At 69.9% G+C, this 17,817-nt stretch carries 11 protein-coding genes; 5 read left to right on the top strand and 6 right to left on the bottom strand.

Annotated elements, in window-relative coordinates:
• Positions 1 to 14 precede the first annotated feature (14 nt).
• Both ACFYNL_RS25355 and ACFYNL_RS25360 read left to right on the top strand, forming a co-directional pair.
• Entirely contained in the window at positions 15 to 3,665 is a 3,651-nt protein-coding gene (locus ACFYNL_RS25355; protein WP_388807269.1) for a hydantoinase B/oxoprolinase family protein, read from the top strand.
• Positions 3,646 to 4,251 (top strand): ATP/GTP-binding protein, encoded by a 606-nt coding sequence (locus tag ACFYNL_RS25360; RefSeq protein ID WP_388807270.1) that lies wholly within the window; start codon positions 3,646 to 3,648, stop codon positions 4,249 to 4,251. Before ACFYNL_RS25355 ends, ACFYNL_RS25360 begins: the two co-directional genes overlap by 20 nt.
• A gap of 105 nt (positions 4,252 to 4,356) precedes the next feature.
• On the opposite strand, the gene glpK is transcribed toward ACFYNL_RS25360, so the two are convergent.
• From glpK to ACFYNL_RS25375, 3 genes are all read right to left on the bottom strand, one after another.
• Positions 4,357 to 5,877: a glycerol kinase GlpK gene (gene glpK / locus ACFYNL_RS25365; protein WP_388807271.1), complete on the bottom strand. Its 1,521-nt coding sequence runs from the start codon at positions 5,875 to 5,877 to the stop codon at positions 4,357 to 4,359.
• 19 nt (positions 5,878 to 5,896) lie between these two features.
• Positions 5,897 to 6,694 (bottom strand): MIP/aquaporin family protein, encoded by a 798-nt coding sequence (locus ACFYNL_RS25370; RefSeq protein ID WP_388807272.1) that lies wholly within the window; start codon positions 6,692 to 6,694, stop codon positions 5,897 to 5,899.
• Between the two features lie 482 nt (positions 6,695 to 7,176).
• Positions 7,177 to 8,823, bottom strand: a complete 1,647-nt coding sequence (locus ACFYNL_RS25375) for an EAL domain-containing protein (RefSeq protein ID WP_388807273.1) — start codon at positions 8,821 to 8,823, stop codon at positions 7,177 to 7,179.
• Between the two features lie 207 nt (positions 8,824 to 9,030).
• Between ACFYNL_RS25375 and ACFYNL_RS25380 the strand changes: the two genes are divergently transcribed.
• Positions 9,031 to 9,567, top strand: a complete 537-nt coding sequence (locus tag ACFYNL_RS25380; protein ID WP_388807274.1) for an NUDIX domain-containing protein — start codon at positions 9,031 to 9,033, stop codon at positions 9,565 to 9,567.
• On the opposite strand, the gene ACFYNL_RS25385 is transcribed toward ACFYNL_RS25380, so the two are convergent.
• Positions 9,558 to 11,936: a TIM-barrel domain-containing protein gene (locus ACFYNL_RS25385; RefSeq protein WP_388807275.1), complete on the bottom strand. Its 2,379-nt coding sequence runs from the start codon at positions 11,934 to 11,936 to the stop codon at positions 9,558 to 9,560. The two genes, ACFYNL_RS25380 and ACFYNL_RS25385, sit on opposite strands and share 10 nt — an antisense overlap.
• Before the next feature lie 211 nt (positions 11,937 to 12,147).
• On the opposite strand from ACFYNL_RS25385, the gene ACFYNL_RS25390 reads away from it, so the two are divergent.
• Together ACFYNL_RS25390 and ACFYNL_RS25395 are read left to right on the top strand one after the other, a co-directional pair.
• Positions 12,148 to 14,115, top strand: a complete 1,968-nt coding sequence (locus ACFYNL_RS25390; RefSeq protein WP_388807276.1) for an acetoacetate--CoA ligase — start codon at positions 12,148 to 12,150, stop codon at positions 14,113 to 14,115.
• Between the two features lie 130 nt (positions 14,116 to 14,245).
• Positions 14,246 to 15,139 (top strand): hypothetical protein, encoded by an 894-nt coding sequence (locus ACFYNL_RS25395; protein WP_388807277.1) that lies wholly within the window; start codon positions 14,246 to 14,248, stop codon positions 15,137 to 15,139.
• Between the two features lie 71 nt (positions 15,140 to 15,210).
• Here the strand turns inward: ACFYNL_RS25395 and ptsP are convergent, their stop codons facing one another.
• Positions 15,211 to 16,881 (bottom strand): phosphoenolpyruvate--protein phosphotransferase, encoded by a 1,671-nt coding sequence (ptsP, locus tag ACFYNL_RS25400; RefSeq protein ID WP_388807278.1) that lies wholly within the window; start codon positions 16,879 to 16,881, stop codon positions 15,211 to 15,213.
• Positions 16,882 to 16,964: 83 nt separating this feature from the next.
• The gene (locus ACFYNL_RS25405) at positions 16,965 to 17,414 is read right to left on the bottom strand and encodes a PTS glucose transporter subunit IIA (protein WP_388807279.1); all 450 of its coding nucleotides are present in this window, start codon (positions 17,412 to 17,414) and stop codon (positions 16,965 to 16,967) included.
• Positions 17,415 to 17,817: the final 403 nt, after the last annotated feature.

The following is a 17,817-nucleotide window of genomic DNA, read 5'->3' on the forward strand; positions in this document are numbered from 1 at the left end:
AGCGGGGTAGTGACGTGACAGGATGGCAGTTCTGGGTCGACCGAGGCGGCACCTTCACGGACATCGTCGCGAGACGCCCGGACGGCCGCCTTCTGACCCACAAACTGCTGTCCGAGAACCCGGCGCGCTACTCCGACGCGGCGGTCGCGGGCGTACGGGAACTGCTGGAAGGTTCCAGGGACACCGTCGAGGCCGTCCGCATGGGCACGACGGTCGCCACCAACGCGCTTCTCGAGCGCAAGGGTGAACGGACCCTGCTGATCATCACCCGCGGCTTCCGAGACGCTCTGCGCATCGCCTACCAGAACCGCCCCCACATCTTCGCCCGCCGCATCGAACTCCCCGAGCTGCTGTACGAACGGGTCGTCGAGGTCGACGAACGCATCGCAGCCGACGGCACCGTCCTGCGGGCGCCCGACCTCGACGCCCTCGCCGGTCCGCTCCGTCAGGCGTACGACGACGGGATCCGCGCCGTCGCGGTCGTCTGCATGCACAGTCACCTCCACCCCGCCCACGAGCGGTCCGTCGGACAGCTCGCCGCCCGCGTCGGTTTTCCGCAGATTTCGCTGTCCAGCGAGGTCAGCCCTCTGATGAAACTCGTCCCGCGCGGGGACACCGCCGTCGTCGACGCCTACCTCTCGCCCGTACTGCGCCGCTACGTCCAGCACGTCGCCGAGCAACTCCGAGGCGTCCGGCTGATGTTCATGCAGTCCAACGGCGGCCTCGCCGAGGCCGGGCAGTTCCGCGGCAAGGACGCCGTCCTCTCCGGCCCCGCGGGGGGCATCGTCGGCATGGCCCGCATGTCGCAGCTGGCCGGCTTCGACCGCGTCATCGGCTTCGACATGGGCGGCACCTCCACCGACGTCTCGCATTTCGCCGGCGCGTACGAGCGCGTCTTCACCACACAGATCTCCGGCGTCCGACTGCGCGCCCCCATGCTGGACATCCACACCGTCGCGGCCGGGGGCGGCTCGATCCTCCACTTCGACGGGTCCCGCTACCGCGTAGGGCCGGACTCGGCGGGCGCGGACCCGGGACCGGCCTGCTACCGGGGCGGCGGCCCGCTCGCCGTCACCGACGCCAACGTCATGCTCGGCCGTGTCCAACTCGCCCATTTCCCCGCGGTGTTCGGCCCCGACGGAGACCAACCCCTCGACGACGCCCTCGTCCGGGACCGCTTCGCCGCCCTCGCCCGCGACATCCGCGATCGGACCGGGGACGACCGCACACCCGAGCAGGTCGCCGAAGGGTACCTGCAGATCGCGGTCGCCAACATCGCCAACGCCATCAAGCGGATCTCCGTCCAGAAGGGGCACGACGTCACGCGCTACGCCCTCACCACCTTCGGGGGCGCCGGCGGCCAGCACGCGTGCATGGTCGCCGACTCGCTCGGCATCCGCACCGTCCTCGTGCCCCCCATGGCCGGTGTCCTCTCCGCGCTCGGCATCGGCCTGGCCGACACCACGGCCATGCGCGAGCAGTCCGTCGAGGCCCCGCTGGAAGCCGCCACGATGCCCGGCGTCCTCGAGACGGCCGACGAGCTCGAAACGGCCGCCCGCACCGAACTCCTCGAAGAGGACGTCCCCGAAGGCCGCATCAAGGTCACCCGCCGCGCCCAGCTGCGTTACGACGGCGCCGACACCACCCTCACCGTCGAGCTCACCGACCCAGTCACGATGGAGCGCGCCTTCGAAGAACGTCATCGCGCCACGTACTCCTTCACCCTCGACCGCCCGATCGTCGTCGAAGCCCTCTCCGTCGAAGCCACCGGCATCACCGAACCCCCCGATCTGTCCGTGCTCTCCCCCTACCGGGCCACCCAGGACGGCGGCCCGGCCGCCCCGGAAACCGTCCGCCTCCACACGGGCGGTACCTGGCGCGACGTACCCCTCCACCGCCGCGAGGACCTTCCTCCCGGCCACACCGTCACCGGCCCGGCGATCATCACCGAGTCCAGCGCGACGACCGTCGTCGACGACGGCTGGCGCGCCGCGGCGTCGGATGACGGGCATCTGGTCATGGAACGCATGGCGATTACGCAGAGTTCCGATCTGGACACAAAAGCAGATCCGGTTCTCCTTGAGGTCTTCAACAACCTGTTCATGTCCATCGCCGAGCAGATGGGTGCCCGCCTGGAGTCCACGGCCCAGTCCGTCAACATCAAGGAACGCCTGGACTTCTCCTGCGCGCTCTTCGACCCGGACGGAAACCTCGTGGCCAACGCCCCGCACATCCCCGTCCACCTGGGCTCGATGGGCACCAGCGTCAAAGAGGTCATCCGCCGCCGCGGCTCCGGGATGCGCCCCGGCGACACCTACGCGGTCAACGACCCGTACCACGGCGGCACCCACCTGCCCGACGTCACGGTGATCACTCCGGTCTTCGGCACCGAGGAAACCTCGGATACGGAGCGTGACCCGGAGATCCTCTTCTACGTGGCCTCACGCGGCCACCACGCCGAGATCGGCGGCATCGCCCCCGGCTCGATGCCCGCGAACAGCCGCACCATCGAGGAGGAGGGAGTCCTCTTCGACAACTGGCTGCTCGCCGAGAACGGCCGCTTCCGCGAGCAGGAGACCCTCCGTCTGCTTACCGAGGCGCCCTATCCCTCCCGTAACCCGAAGACCAACCTCGCCGACCTGCGCGCCCAGATCGCGGCCAACCAGAAGGGCGTCGAAGAAGTCGCCCGCATGATCGACGACTTCGGGCTGGACGTCGTCCAGGCATACATGAGACACGTCCAGGACAACGCCGAGGAAGCGGTGCGCCGGGTCATCGACGCCCTCGACGACGGCGAGTACGCCTACGAGACCGACTCCGGCGCCGTCATCCGCGTACGCGTACGCGTGGACCGCGCCAACCGCTCCGCCACCGTCGACTTCACCGGCACCTCCCCGCAACTGGACACGAACTTCAACGCCCCCTTCTCGGTCGTCAACGCGGCCGTCCTGTACGTCTTCCGCACCCTCGTGGCCGACGACATCCCCCTCAACGACGGCTGTCTGCGGCCCTTGGAGATCGTCGTGCCACCCGGCTCCATGCTGGCGCCCGAACCCCCGGCAGCGGTCGTGGCGGGCAACGTGGAAACGTCCCAGGCCATCACGGGCGCCCTCTACGCCGCGCTCGGCGTCCAGGCCGAGGGCTCCGGCACCATGAACAACGTCACCTTCGGCAACGAACGCCACCAGTACTACGAGACCGTGGCCTCCGGATCCGGTGCCGGCGACGGGTTCCCCGGCGCTCCCGTCGTCCAGACCCATATGACCAACTCGCGGCTCACCGACCCCGAGGTGCTGGAATGGCGACTGCCAGTGCACCTCGACGAGTTCGCGGTGCGGCGCGGCAGCGGGGGCGCCGGACGGTGGCGCGGCGGAGACGGTGCCGTGCGCCGCATCCGGTTCCACGAGCCGATGACCGTCTCGACCCTGTCCCAGCACCGCAGGGTCCCGCCGTACGGACTGGCCGGTGGCGAGCCCGGTGCCTTGGGAGCCAACCGCGTCGAACGCGCGGACGGCACGGTCGCCGCCCTCGCCGGAAGCGACTTTGCGGACGTCGGCCCCGGCGACGTACTCGTCATCGAAACCCCCGGCGGCGGGGGCTACGGCCCACCGCCGCGCGACCCCCATCAAGCAGGAGAAGAGATCGATGATCTTCGGGCGTTCTGAGCGCGGTAAGCCTCCGGTCGAGCCCGTCACGCTCAAGATCCTCGTGGCCGGCGGCTTCGGCGTGGGCAAGACCACCCTCGTCGGCGCGGTCAGCGAGATCAGGCCGCTGCGCACCGAGGAACTGCTCACCGAAGCCGGACGCCCCGTCGACGACACCAGCGGTGTCGAGGGCAAACGCACCACCACCGTGGCCATGGACTTCGGCCGCATCACCCTGCGCGAGGACCTGGTGCTGTACCTCTTCGGCACGCCGGGCCAGGAGCGGTTCTGGTTCATGTGGGACGAACTCTCGGAGGGCGCCCTCGGCGCCGTCGTCCTCGCCGACACCCGGCGCCTGGAGGAGTGCTTCGCAGCCGTCGACTACTTCGAACGGCGCTCCATACCCTTCCTGGTCGGCGTCAACTGCTTCGAGGGCGCCGCCCGTTACCCGGCGCAGGACGTCCGGCGGGCCCTCGACCTCGACGACGACGTACCGCTGGTGCTGTGCGACGCCCGCGACCGGGAATCCGTCAAGGAGGTCCTCGTCGGCGTCGTCCAGCACGCAATGGCCTACCAGGCCGACCGCCGCCAGACCGTGGCCACCTGACGCCGCAGGCGTGCGCACGGCCCGTACCCCCGCCGACCGGGGTACGGGCCGCGGCTCATGCGCGACGCACGCGCGCGTGCGCCGTCGCGAGGCTCGACGCCCGCCTCAGCCTTCGCCGTCCTCCTCCCACCCGAAGCTCTTCTCCACCGCCTTGCGCCAGTTGTGGTACTCGCGGTCGCGTGTCTCGGCGGACATGGACGGCGTCCACTCGGCGTCCTTCGCCCAGTGCGCCTTCAGCTCGTCCAGGTCGTTCCACACGCCGGTGGCCAGCCCGGCCGCGTACGCGGCGCCCAGACAGGTCGTCTCGGAGATCTTGGGCCGGATCACCGGTACGTCGAGCACATCCGCCTGGTGCTGCATGAGGAGGTTGTTCTTCGTCATGCCGCCGTCGACCTTGAGGCTGGTGATCTGCACCCCGGAGTCCTGGTACATGGCGTCCACGACCTCGCGCGTCTGCCAGCTCGTCGCCTCCAGCACCGCCCGTGCCAGGTGCCCCTTGGTGACGTACCGCGTCAGCCCGGTGACGACCCCGCGCGCGTCGGAGCGCCAGTAGGGGGCGAACAGACCGGAGAAGGCGGGAACGATGTACGCGCCGCCGTTGTCCTCGACGCTCGCCGCCAGGGACTCGATCTCGTCGGCCGTGCGGATGATGCCGAGTTGATCGCGGAACCACTGGACGAGCGCGCCCGTGATGGCTATCGCCCCCTCCAGGCAGTAGACCGGCGCCTCACTGCCGATCTTGTAACCCATCGTCGTCAGCAACCCGCTCTTCGAGGGCACCGGCCGGTTGCCCGTGTTGAGCAGCAGGAAGCTGCCCGTGCCGTAGGTGTTCTTGGCCGTGCCGACGTCGTAGCAGGCCTGCCCGAACACGGCCGCCTGCTGGTCGCCCAGGGCCGAGGCCACGGGCACCCCCGACAGCTGCCCGACGGCGGTCCCGTACACCTCGGCGGAGGATTTGATCTCCGGCAGCATCGCCTCGGGCACGTTCATGGCGGACAGGATCGAGGAGTCCCACTGAAGGGTTTCCAGATTCATCAGCATGGTGCGGCCGGCGTTGGTCACGTCCGTGACGTGGTGGCCGCCGTCCGTGCCGCCGGTGAGGTTCCAGATCAGCCAGGAGTCGATGGTGCCGAAGGCGATCTCGCCGCGCTCGGCGCGGTCCCTGAGCCCGGGCACGTTGTCCAGCAGCCAGGCCGCCTTGGGGCCGGAGAAGTAGCTGGCCAGCGGCAGCCCGGTCTGCTCGCGGAAACGGTCCTGCCCGTCCGAACCGCCCAGCTGGTTGCACAGGGCCGCCGTGCGCGTGTCCTGCCAGACGATCGCGTTGTGCACCGGCTTGCCCGTCGCGCGGTCCCACAGCACCGTCGTCTCGCGCTGGTTGGTGATGCCGAGCGCGCTGAGCTGGTCGGCGCGCAGCCCCGCCTTGGCGATCGCGCCGGCCACCACCGCCTGCACCTTGGACCAGATCTCGGTGGCGTCGTGCTCGACCCAGCCGGGCTTGGGGAAGATCTGGCGGTGCTCGCGCTGGTCGACCGCCACGATGGCGCCGTTCCGGTCGAAGATGATGCAGCGGCTCGAGGTGGTGCCCTGGTCGATTGCGGCGACGTACTTCTCGGCGTTGTCCGTCATGGCTACCCCTTGGGCTGAGTCAGAAGGCTGCGTTGTAGATGAGGCCGGCCAGTACACCGCCGATCAATGGACCGACGACCGGTATCCAGGAGTAGCCCCAGTCGGACGTGCCCTTGTTCGGAATCGGCAGGAAGGTGTGCACGATGCGCGGGCCGAGGTCGCGGGCCGGGTTGATGGCGTACCCGGTGGGACCGCCCAGCGAGAGGCCGATACCGACGACCAGAAGGGCGACCAGCAGAATCGCGATGCCGGAGCCGTAGATGCCGTCGGCCTGACCCACGATCTGCCCGATGCCGATGCCCTCGACGTGCTTGTTGTTCCCGACCAGGGCGAGGAGGGGCAGTACCAGGGCGATGGTGCCGATGATCTCGGTGATCAGGTTGGCGACCGGGTTCCGGATCTCCGGGATCGTGGAGAAGATGCCGAGCGTCGGAACCGGCTCGTCCAGGGTGCCGTCCGTGGTGCCGGTCTGCCGCACGTTGGCCTGGAACTGAGCCATGTACGTCAGGTAGCAGAGCACCGCGCCGATCATGGCGCCGGCCATCTGCCCGAGCACGTAGACCCAGACCTTGTCCCACACACCGGTGTCGATGGCGAGTCCGAAGGTGACGGCCGGGTTGAGGTGACCGCCGGACAGCGGGGCGGCCGTGTAGGCCCCCGCGAGGACGCCGAAACCCCAGCCGAACGTGATCACTATCCAGCCGGCGGCTCGCGCCTTGGAGAATCTCAGGGTGACGGCGGCGCATACGCCGGCACCGAACAGGATCAGTATCGCCGTACCGATCAACTCGCCGAGGAATATGTCTCCGTTGCTCATGGCGGCTCCTAGGCCCTGGCCCGGGGCGATCGACCCCGTTCCTCCGTGCAGGGTGCGTTTCCCATGGCGACTTCGGCCGAAGGCAGGGGTCCCGCGCCCCGCCCGGCGTCCGTGACGAGCGTGCCGTCGCAGCCGACTCGCCCGTGAGGGAAGGGCTTGTCCAGACGGAACCGCGCGGCGCAGTGCGTGGATACGCCGAGAATGTACGGCGATGTCGGCTGACACCGGGAAGTGTTCACCGGTGTCCAGGGGGCGTCAAGGTCGCTGACGCCAACGGTTGAGGGTGTGCCGATGTTTCACGGGTTGTCGCCGAACGGGCTTCCGGACGACCGCTCGGGGCGGGACGGACACCTGGGCCCTGCTGAGGTCGACGGGGGAGACAAGCTCCTGCTGAACCCGGCAGGGATCGAAGGCCATGGGTGACTGTATGGGGGCCGTACGGACACCTTTCGGCCTCCGCCGCCCTGTTTGGGAAAAGCGTCTCACCCCGTTCCCGGCTCCGCCACCGCGCATTCGGCCTGGGCGGACACCGCCCCGCGCAGGATCTGGTGTCCGGGCAGCCCCGCGCGGCCCATCACCCAGCTCACCCCGCTCAACGACTTCGCGGCTTTCTTCAGGGGCGCCAGACACGAGGCCGCCTGACGGTGGTCGGTCACGCTGCCGGGTGCGCACAGGACGGTGGCCAGGGAGAGCGTGACGGGACGCCCACCTGCCGACCAGGGCGCGTCCAGCACGGACGCGACCAGCGGACTCAGCCCGTCCGGTTCGGCGAGCACCAGGAAGTCGTCGCCGCCGATGTGCCCCACGCGCGTGGTGTCCGATGCCGCGTGCTGCAGCGCCCGCCCCACCGACCGGATCAACTCGTCGCCGGCCGCGAACCCCGCCCCGTCGTTGACCTGCTTGAAATGGTCCACGTCCAGCCAACTCAGAGCGAAGGTCCGCCCGTCCGCGATCCGTCGGTCCACCTCACCGGTGATCGCGTCCGACCCGGGCAGCCTGGTGAGCGGATTGAGCCCGGCCGCCTCCTCGACGCGGGTCTCCGCCAGGGCCCGTACGAGGTCCGCGAGCCGCACGACCCCCACGCAACGGCCGCACCGGTCGACGACGGCCACGTCGTCCGAGGTACGGTCCCGGCCCCCGACCGCGACCACGTCCAGCACCTCCCACGCGGTGGCGTCCACGCCCACCGTGCGCGGCGGATCGCCGAGCTTGGCCGCGGGCCGGTCCGCGTACAGGGCGTGGCCGTAGCGGCCCGACATCGACAGCAGGAAGCGGGAACGGTGCACCGACCGCACCGGCACGCCGTTCACGTCGACCAGCAGCACTCCGGACACGTCCGGTGACCCGGTCAGCAAGGCCCGTACCTGGCCCGCGGAGGCGGTGGCGGGCAGCAGTGCCGCCGGCCGGACGAACTCGCGCACCGACGGGCCGGAGCGGGGCGTCGTCCCAGGGCCGGCGGAGCGCGGCGGAACGTACACGTCAGCGGTCGGCAGCCGGGCCGGTGGAGCGAACAACTCGCCCTGAGCCAGCTGGGCACCGCCCGACCGCGCGCTCGCGCACTGCGACTCCGTCTCCACACCCTCGACGCACAGGAGCGCGCCCAACTGCTCGCAAAGCATCCGCATCGCCCGGACCGCTGCGGGCCGCGACAGTGCGGACGCGTCCAGTTTGACCAGGTCCGGCGCCATGTCGGTGAGCAACCGCAGCGGCAGGTCCCCGTCACCGACACCGTCCGCGCTGATGCGGAAGCCCTGCTCCCGCAGCGAGCCGATCGCCTCCAGCAGCGCCCGTTGAGGCACGTGCGTGTACGGCGGACCGATGTCGATCGTCACCTCCCACGGCAGTCGGCCGGCCGTACGCACGACGTCGTGCAACGGCGTGAGACCGCCCAGGTCGGCGAGGGTTCCGGCGAAGACGTTGATGTACAGCGGCAGCAACGTCTCCTTGTGGACCGCCGCGCGGAACGCCGACACGGCCAGCCGGCCGTCGAGTTCGGGATCACGGCGGGCCTCGGCCAGGATGTCACCGGTTTCCGGGCGGGCGAGTATCTCCAGCCCCGCGACTCCGCAGGTGGTCAGGTTGACCACTGGCTGGAAGGCGAAGCGGAGAGTGTCCGTCCAGGAGCTCACGGGAGCATGATGGCTGCCGCCTGCACGCGCCTGAGCCCAGTTCATGCGACGTTCACGCAGCATTCCGGCCGGGTCACAGTGCGTAGGCGACCGCAGGCCCCATCCGATCCCGGACGCCGGTTCACCGCGGTCCTCGAAAGCCCTCGCGAGGCACTGGTGACCAACCCCCGGAAGGCCCGCTTCCAGTGATCGGATACAGTCCGCGGCGTGTCCGAAACTCAGCACTCCGCCTCCAACTCCGCAGTGGGCTCTCATTGTTCGAGCTGCGGCGCGCCCTACGGAGAGGGCGTCTCCGGCTGGCCCCGCACGTGCCCGGCGTGCGGCACCGTGGCCTACCGCAATCCGCTTCCGGTTGCGGTCGCGCTCCAGCCCGTCTACGACGCGAAGGGCACCGCCCTGGTCGTCATCACCCGCACGGTAGGCCCCGCGCGCGGAGGCATCGCTCTGCCCGGCGGTTACATCGACGACCGTGAGGACTGGCGGCAGGCCGTCGTCCGCGAACTCAAGGAGGAGACCGGCATCGACGCGGCCGGCCGCGACGTACGCCTCGCCGACGCGATGAGCTCTCCCGACGGGCACCTGCTGCTGTTCGGCCTCCTTCCGGAACGGCCCGCCGACCGTCTGCCGACGTCGGCGGCCACGGACGAAACCGAGGGCTGGCACCTGTTGCGCAGACCCGAGGAACTCGCCTTCCCGTTGCACACCCTTGCCGTACGGGCCTTCTTCGAGGGCCGCTACGTCTGAGCTCCACGCTCGCCGAGTCCCCGTACGTGCACGGGATACGGCGATGCGAGCACGCCGTCGTCAAACTGTTGCTCGACGACCAGCTTCCGACCCCGCCAGCGGGTGACGTAACGCTCGACCTCCGGTTCGTCCCAGCCGTCTCCCGCATCCGGCACCACCAGCCCGCCCCCGGCACGTCCCGGGGCGGGCGCCCACACCTCCAGTTCCAGCCCGCCGTCGTCCCCGCGGACGGGAACGACCGCACCCGCGCGCGCGAGCACGGGGATCCGGGACAGGGGAGCGTCCACGAGAACCTGCCCCGGACCCTCGTACGCCCGTTCCGTCGCCGTGTCGTACCAGCGCCCCCGCGGAAGCTGCACCGCACGCCGGTCGGCACCCGGATCCAGCACCGGCGCCACCAGCAGACAGTCGCCCAGCAGGAACGCGTCCTCACAGTCGCGCAGCGCACGGTCCTCGGGAGCGGACCACCACGTCGGACGCACGTACGGCGCCCCTGTGCGCTGGGCCAGATGCGCCAGCGTCAGGAAGTACGGCAGCAGCCGCCGACGCTCGACGAGCGCCACGCGCGCGTGCTCCAGCACTTCGGGACCGAACTCCCACGGTTCCCTGCGCCCCGCGCGCAGGCTCGCATGCGTACGGAAGAGCGGCAGATACGCGGCCAGCTGGAACCACCGCACATACAGCTCGGGCGAGGGGCTGCCGTCGAACCCGCCCACGTCCGGCCCCGAGTAGGGCACCCCGCACAGTCCGAGGCCCATCACCAGTGACAGCGAGGCCCGCAGCCCGGGCCAGCCCGTGGCCACGTCACCGGACCAGGTCCCCCCGTACCGCTGCATGCCGGCCCAACCTGAACGCGAGAGGACGAAGGGCCGCTCCTGCGGCAGCAGCTCGCGCAGCCCCTCGTAACCCGCCCTGGCCATGCACAGCCCGTAGACGTTGTGCGCCTCCCGATGATCTCCGCCCCGCCCCTCCAAGGAGTGCCTCGCCGAACGCGGCAGCGTCGACTCCCCGAAAGCGGCGAACGAGGTCGGCTCGTTCATGGCGTGCCAGAAACCCGAGAATCCCTGCCCGAGACGCTCCTCGTACAGACCACCCCACCACTCACGCACGCGCGCGTGCGTGAAATCGGGAAAGACCGACTCCCCGGGCCACACCACCCCGCGTACGAGCCGCCCGGAGGCATCCTTGACAAAGGCGTCCTCGGTCGTCCCGCTGTCGTACACCTCATTGCCCGGCGTGGCCCTGACCGCCGGGTCGACGACCGACACCAGCCGGATCCCGTCCCGCCGCAACTCCTCGGCGAGCTGCGGCAGTTTCGGGAAGCCGTCATGATCGACCGTGAACACCTGGTGCTCGTCGTAGTGGTCGATGTCCAGATGGACCGCGTCCAGCGGAAGGTCTCGCTCCAGATACCCCGAAACGATTCGCCGCACCTCCTGCTCGCTGCCGAAACCCCAGCGCGCGTGGTGGTGGCCCAACGCCCACGCGGGCGGCGGTGCGGCCGCACCCGTCAGAGAGGCCCAGACGAGCAGCACGCGCGCGGGGGTGCCCACCATCACCCAGCACCGCAGCGGGCCGCCGTCCATGCGCAACTCGCTGGTCCCCGCCCGGTCATGACCCGAACCGGCCCCCTCCTCGCCCTCGCGCAAGGTCACCGTGCCGTCCCAGGAATTGTCGTGGAACACCAGATGCGTGGCCGCATCGGCCACGACCAGCTGCACCGGCATGGTGATGTACAGCGGATCATCACCCGGATCGAACGCACGTCCGGGATCGGTGTTCCACAGCCGGTACGTGCCGTTCCGCAACCGCGGACCCGCCGCCCGCCCGCCGAGCCCGAAGAACCTCGCGTCGGCCGCCACCTCCGACCGCTGCATCCACCGCGCCGGCCCACCGCCGACGGGCTCCCACCAACGGGGCGGAAGATCCCGGCGCAGCGTCACCCCACCAGGCGTCTGCACCTCCACCGCGCCGTGCCGCGAGATCACGACCGTCACCCGCTCGGCCACCACGCGCCAGCCACCGTCCTTGTCCGGCTCCAGCACCGCCCGAGGGTCCGGCTCCGGACAACGTCCCGCAAGCGCGTACGACGGCTCTGGAGCGACCCCGTCCCACCCCCAGAAGACGGCACCGTGCACCGTGACGACGACGCGGAGCTCGGACCGGCTGAACCGGAGCACGCCGCCCCCTGGGCCGGGCCGCACGTCCTGAACCGGCCCGGGCACCCGAGCACGCTCCGCGCCCCGGGGCGGCAGACCCTCGGCGTCGACGCGCCTCCTGCGCCACGCCGCTCGTACGGTACGCAACCCCTGGGCCGCCCCCACAGAACCGACCACCCTCATCGAACGCACCAGGTCACGACCGTCCATGCTGCTCAGCCTGCCATTGCCCGCCCCGCGCGCGTGTGGCGTTCAACTGCCGTTCACCCATGACGGGACCACATCTTCACGACACGGACTGTGTGGGGCGCACCCTGGTGCAGAAGTCGATCACATGGCATCGTCCGTGTCATCCGCGTCACGCGCACACCCCGCCGTGCGCGGAGGACGCACACGACGCGCACAGTCCGGGAGCCGCCCCATGTCGATCTCCAACCCCCAGCCGCTGTGGCAGCCAGATCCGCAGCGCATCGCACAGGCCCAGGTCACCAGATTCCAGGCCTGGGCCGCGGCACGCCACGGTGCCCCCTCCGAGGGCGGCTACGCGGCCCTCCACCGCTGGTCGGTCGACGAACTGGACACCTTCTGGAAAGCCGTCACCGAGTGGTTCGACGTACGCTTCGCCACCCCCTACGCGCGCGTACTGGGCGATCGCGCCATGCCCGGTGCCCAGTGGTTCCCCGGCGCGACCCTGAACTACGCCGAGCACGCCCTGCGCGCCGCCGAGACCCGCGCAGACGAACCAGCGCTTCTGCACGTCGACGAAACGCACGAACCCCGTCCCACGGCCTGGCGCGAGCTGCGCCGCCAAGTGGGCTCCCTGGCCGCCGAGCTGCGCGCCCTCGGCGTACGCCCCGGAGACCGTGTCAGCGGCTACCTCCCGAACATCCCCGAGGCCGTCGTCGCCCTCCTCGCCACCGCCGCCGTGGGCGGCGTCTGGACCTCCTGCGCCCCCGACTTCGGCGCCCGCAGCGTTCTGGACCGCTTCCAGCAGGTCGAACCCGTCGTTCTGTTCACCGTCGACGGCTACCGATACGGCGGCAAGGAGCACGACCGCCGCGACATCGTGACCGAGCTCCGCGCCGAACTGCCCACCCTTCGAGCCGTCGTCCACATCCCCCTGCTCGGCACCGACGCCCCCGAAGGCGCCCTGGAATGGTCGGCCCTCACCGCCGCCGACGAGGAACCGGTCTTCGAGCAGGTGCCCTTCGACCACCCCCTCTGGGTGCTCTACTCCTCCGGCACCACGGGCCTGCCCAAGGCCATCGTCCAATCCCAGGGCGGCATCCTCGTCGAACACCTCAAGCAGCTCGGCCTGCACTGCGACCTGGGCCCGGAGGACCGCTTCTTCTGGTACACCTCGACCGGCTGGATGATGTGGAACTTCCTCGTCTCCGGCCTCCTCACCGGAACCACGATCGTCCTCTACGACGGCAGCCCCGGTTACCCCGACACGGGCGCCCAGTGGCGGATCGCCGAACGCACGGGAGCCACCCTCTACGGCACCTCCGCCGCGTACGTCATGGCCTGCCGCAAGGCCGGCGTCCGTCCCGCACACGACTTCGACCTCACCCGCGTGCGGTGCGTGGCCACCACCGGATCACCGCTGCCGCCCGACGGCTTCCGCTGGCTGCACGACGAGGTCCGCGACGACCTCTGGATCGCCTCCGTCAGCGGCGGCACGGACGTTTGCTCCTGCTTCGCCGGAGCCGTGCCCACCCTCCCCGTGTACGTCGGCGAACTCCAGGCCCCCGGCCTGGGCACCGACCTGCAGTCCTGGGACCCCAGCGGCACACCGCTCACCGACGAGGTGGGCGAACTCGTGGTCACCAACCCCATGCCGTCCATGCCGATCCACTTCTGGAACGACCCCGACGGCACCCGTTACCACGACAGCTACTTCGACACCTACCCGGGCGTGTGGCGACACGGCGACTGGATCACCGTCACCTCACGAGGCTCCGTCGTCATCCACGGACGCTCCGACTCGACCCTCAACCGCCAGGGCGTGCGCATGGGCTCGGCCGACATCTACGAAGCCGTGGAGCGCCTCCCCGAGATCAAGGAATCCCTGGTCATCGGCATCGAACAGCCCGACGGCGGCTACTGGATGCCCCTGTTCGTCCACCTGGCCCCCGGAGCAGTCCTGGACGAAGCCCTCCTCGACCGCATCAAGCAGACCATCCGCGACCAGCTCTCACCCCGCCACATCCCGGACGAGATCATCGAAGTCCCCGGCGTCCCCCACACCCTCACCGGAAAGCGCATCGAGGTCCCGGTCAAGCGCCTCCTCCAAGGCGCCCCCCTGGAGAAGGCGGTCAACCCGGGCTCCATCGACAACCTCGACCTGCTGCACTTCTACGAGGAACTCGCCCGCAAACGCGCCTGACCGACCAGGCCGGCCTTCGACACCGGCCTCGGGGCGGGATACCGAGGCCGGCACGTCTGCCCACCCCCGTTGTCAGTGCCCCCGATTACTGTGAGTGAGCATTGATCGACCGCACAGCACAGGGGGAACCATGGCGCACACCGATCACCACACGATGCGACGCGTCCTGCGCCGCGAAATCGCCGGCACCATCGGCCTGCTGACCGACGAACACGACTTCCGCGCCATGCGGCGCTATCGCAGCTTCACCTTCGACGACCACAAGATCTACCTGGAACAGGTGGAGGCCCTCCTCAGGACGCGGGCCTCCCAGGGCAGCCACACGACGATCGCCCTCTTCGATCCACAGGAGTACGCCGACTACTGCGCCGAAACTGGGCTCGATCCCGACATCCCGACGAGCCGCACACGCTTCACCTCCGAACTGGCCGCCACAGGACCCACCGTCCCGTACGACGGCCGACCGCTGGCAGACCTCGTACCGGCCCTCGTCGACGAAGCCATCCGACAGGCCACCTGGGAGTACGCCTCCACACTCCTCGCACGACTCGGCCCCTGCCCCACCTGCGGCGAAGACATCGGCCGCGCAGCCTACGCCCGCGCCTCGAACCTCCTCCTCCGCATCTTGGAGACCGCCGAACCGGGCAACCGTCACCTCGTCTGCAGCGTGACCGGAGCCCCGGAAACGCTCGTCTCCGTCCTCCACGCCGACGGCGACGCCCAAGGCACCACGCATCTGGACGAGGCCGAAACGCTGGAATTCACCACGGTCCTGGCCCTCGGCCTCGCCACGAGGAGTCCCGGCGGACTCGTCATGCGCACCAGCGCCACGGGCAGGACGGACCGCATCTACGGATGGCGCCTGCGCGGAGACCGTCTGGACCCCCTCACCGCCGGCGAGGTCTTCGACGCCTACTGCACCGACATCGAATCCGGGGACCTCATCTCTCCCGAATCCGGCGTCGACTACTGCGTACCGCCAGACCTCGGCGACGACGAGGTGCCCCCGGGACACCACCACTGAACGCGCAGGGGGCGCTCCACCCGCCGGCGGAGCGCCCCCTGCACAATCGGCGTGCAGCCGTACCGCACCGGCTACTCGCCGGACAGCACTCCCTGAGCGGCCTGGCGCGCCTCCTCGGCGCTGTCCGCCGCACGTGCCGCCGCGGCGGCACGCTCACACTGCGCCAGCGTGTACTTCGCCAGCGTCGCGCGGACATAAGGAATCGACGCCGCACCCATGGACAGGGAGGTGACACCCAGACCGGTCAGCACACAGGCCAGCAGCGGGTCGGACGCCGCCTCACCGCATACGCCGCAACTCTTCCCCTCGGCCCTGGCCGCCTCGGCGGACAGCGCGACCAGGTCGAGCAGCGCGGGCTGCCACGGATCCTGCAGACGGGACACGGCACCCACCTGACGGTCCGCGGCGAAGGTGTACTGCGCGAGGTCGTTCGTTCCCAGAGACAGGAACTCGACCTCCTGAAGGATCGAGCGAGCCCGCAGCGCAGCCGACGGAATCTCCACCATCGCGCCGAACTTCGCCTGCAGCCCAGCCGCCCGGCATGCGTCCGCGAACGCCTTGGCGTCGGCGCGGTCCGCCACCATCGGGGCCATGACCTCGAGATGGACAGGCAGCCCCTCGACGGCCTTCGCGAGCGAGGTGAGCTGGGTGCGCAGCACCTCGGGGTGGTCCAGCAGCGTCCGCAGCCCGCGCACACCCAGCGCCGGGTTCGGCTCATCGGCCGGCGTCAGGAAGTCCAGCGGCTTGTCCGCCCCCGCGTCGAGGACTCGGACGACGACACGCCCCTCGGGGAACGCCTCGAGAACCTGCCGATACGCCTCGACCTGCTTCTCCTCCGACGGGGCGTTCTTGCTGTCGTCCAGGAAGAGGAACTCGGTACGGAACAGACCGACACCCTCGGCGCCCGCCTCGACGGCGGCGGGAACGTCGGAGGGCCCACCGACGTTGGCCAGCAGCGGCACCTTGTGGCCGTCGGCGGTGGCGCCTGGGCCTGTCGACGCCGCGAGCGCGGCCTTGCGCGCCGCGGCAGCGGCCTCGAGCTCCGCCTTCTTCTCGTCGCTCGGGTTCACGAAGATGTCGCCGGTGCTGCCGTCGACGGCGATGACCGTGCCTTCGGCCAGCTCACCGGCACCAGGCAGCGCGACCACAGCAGGGACACCCAGCGCCCTCGCCAGAATCGCGCTGTGGCTGGTCGGCCCGCCCTCCTCGGTGACAAAGCCGAGAACCAGCGTCGGGTCCAGCAGCGCCGTGTCGGCCGGGGCGAGGTCGCGAGCGACGAGGACGTAAGGCTCGTCGCTGTCCGGCACACCTGGCATCGGAACCCCGAGCAAACGAGCGACGATACGATTCCGCACGTCATCCAGGTCGGCCACGCGTCCGGCAAGGTACTCGCCGGCGCCGGCCAGCAGCTCGCGGTACGCGGCGAAGGCGTCGTAGACGGCGCGCTCGGCCGTGCTTCCGACAGCGATACGGCGGTCCACGTCCGACATGAGCTCGGGGTCCTGGGCCATCATGGCCTGAGCCTCGAGCACGGCCTGGGCTTCGCCCCCCGCCAGATTGCCGCGCGCTATGAGGTCGGCTGCCACCGCCTCCACAGCCTTACGAGCGCGCCCCTGCTCACGCTCCGCGTCTTCGGCCGGAATCTGCTTGGCCGGCGGTTCGAGGACCGCCGTTCCCATGTGCCGTACCTCGCCGATCGCCACACCGTGGCTCACACCGACGCCTCGCAGCGTTGTCTCCATCTCACCCGTCTCCGATAGTGCGGCGGGTCCCGCCGCCGCGGTGGTTGTCGTCTCTACTTGCCGTCATCACGACGGCAAACTCGTCACTTCCAGAGGAAGAGACTGTCGCCGGCCTTCACATCGCCGTTGTCACGCAGATCGGAGAGGGACTCCGCCGTGGCCTCGAGAGCCACGATCGGGCACACCGGCGATTTACCGGCTGCCTCGACGGCCGACGGGTTCCAGCGGACGATGCCCTGGCCGCGGGTGACGGTGTCGCCCTTGTTCACGAGTAGCTCGAAGCCCTCTCCATTGAGTTGCACGGTGTCGATACCGAGATGCGTCAGCACACCGTGCCCCTGGTCGTCCACGACCACGAAGGCATGCGGATGGAGAGAGACGATGACCCCGTCCACGGGCGACACGGCCTCGGAGGGCTCACGCACGGGATCGATAGCGGTGCCCGGGCCGACCATGGCCCCGGAGAAGACAGGATCCGGCACGGATGCCAATCCGACGGCGCGTCCTGCCAGCGGGGACGTCACGGTGGTCATGGGAAGCCTCCCAGGGGTGGAGATCAATATGGCCGTCGCTGTCAGTGCCGGACGGCACACTGTTCAGCAGGGTATGTCACTTGAACTGCCGGTTCCGCGCGAGCGCACCGGAGTGGTCTAGACCATACCCTAAACGGATTTGCACCGGCTCCGCGGCCGCGTGTACAGTCGTACTCCTGCTTGGGGCTGAGAGGCGCCACGGTGTGTCCTCGCCCAGCAGATCAAACTCATCAGATCCTCTCCTTGGGTCGCCTTCTGCATGCCTGCAGGACGGTGGTCGGAGGGCCGGAAAAACACTGATAGAGTTTGAAACACCGAAGGGAAGCGCCCGGAGGAAAGCCCGAGAGGGTGAGTACGAAGGAAGCGACCGTTCCTTGAGAACTCAACAGCGTGCCAAAAGTCA

It is taken from the genome of Streptomyces sp. NPDC007808 (assembly GCF_042868655.1).
Taxonomy (GTDB): Bacteria; Actinomycetota; Actinomycetes; order Streptomycetales; family Streptomycetaceae; genus Streptomyces.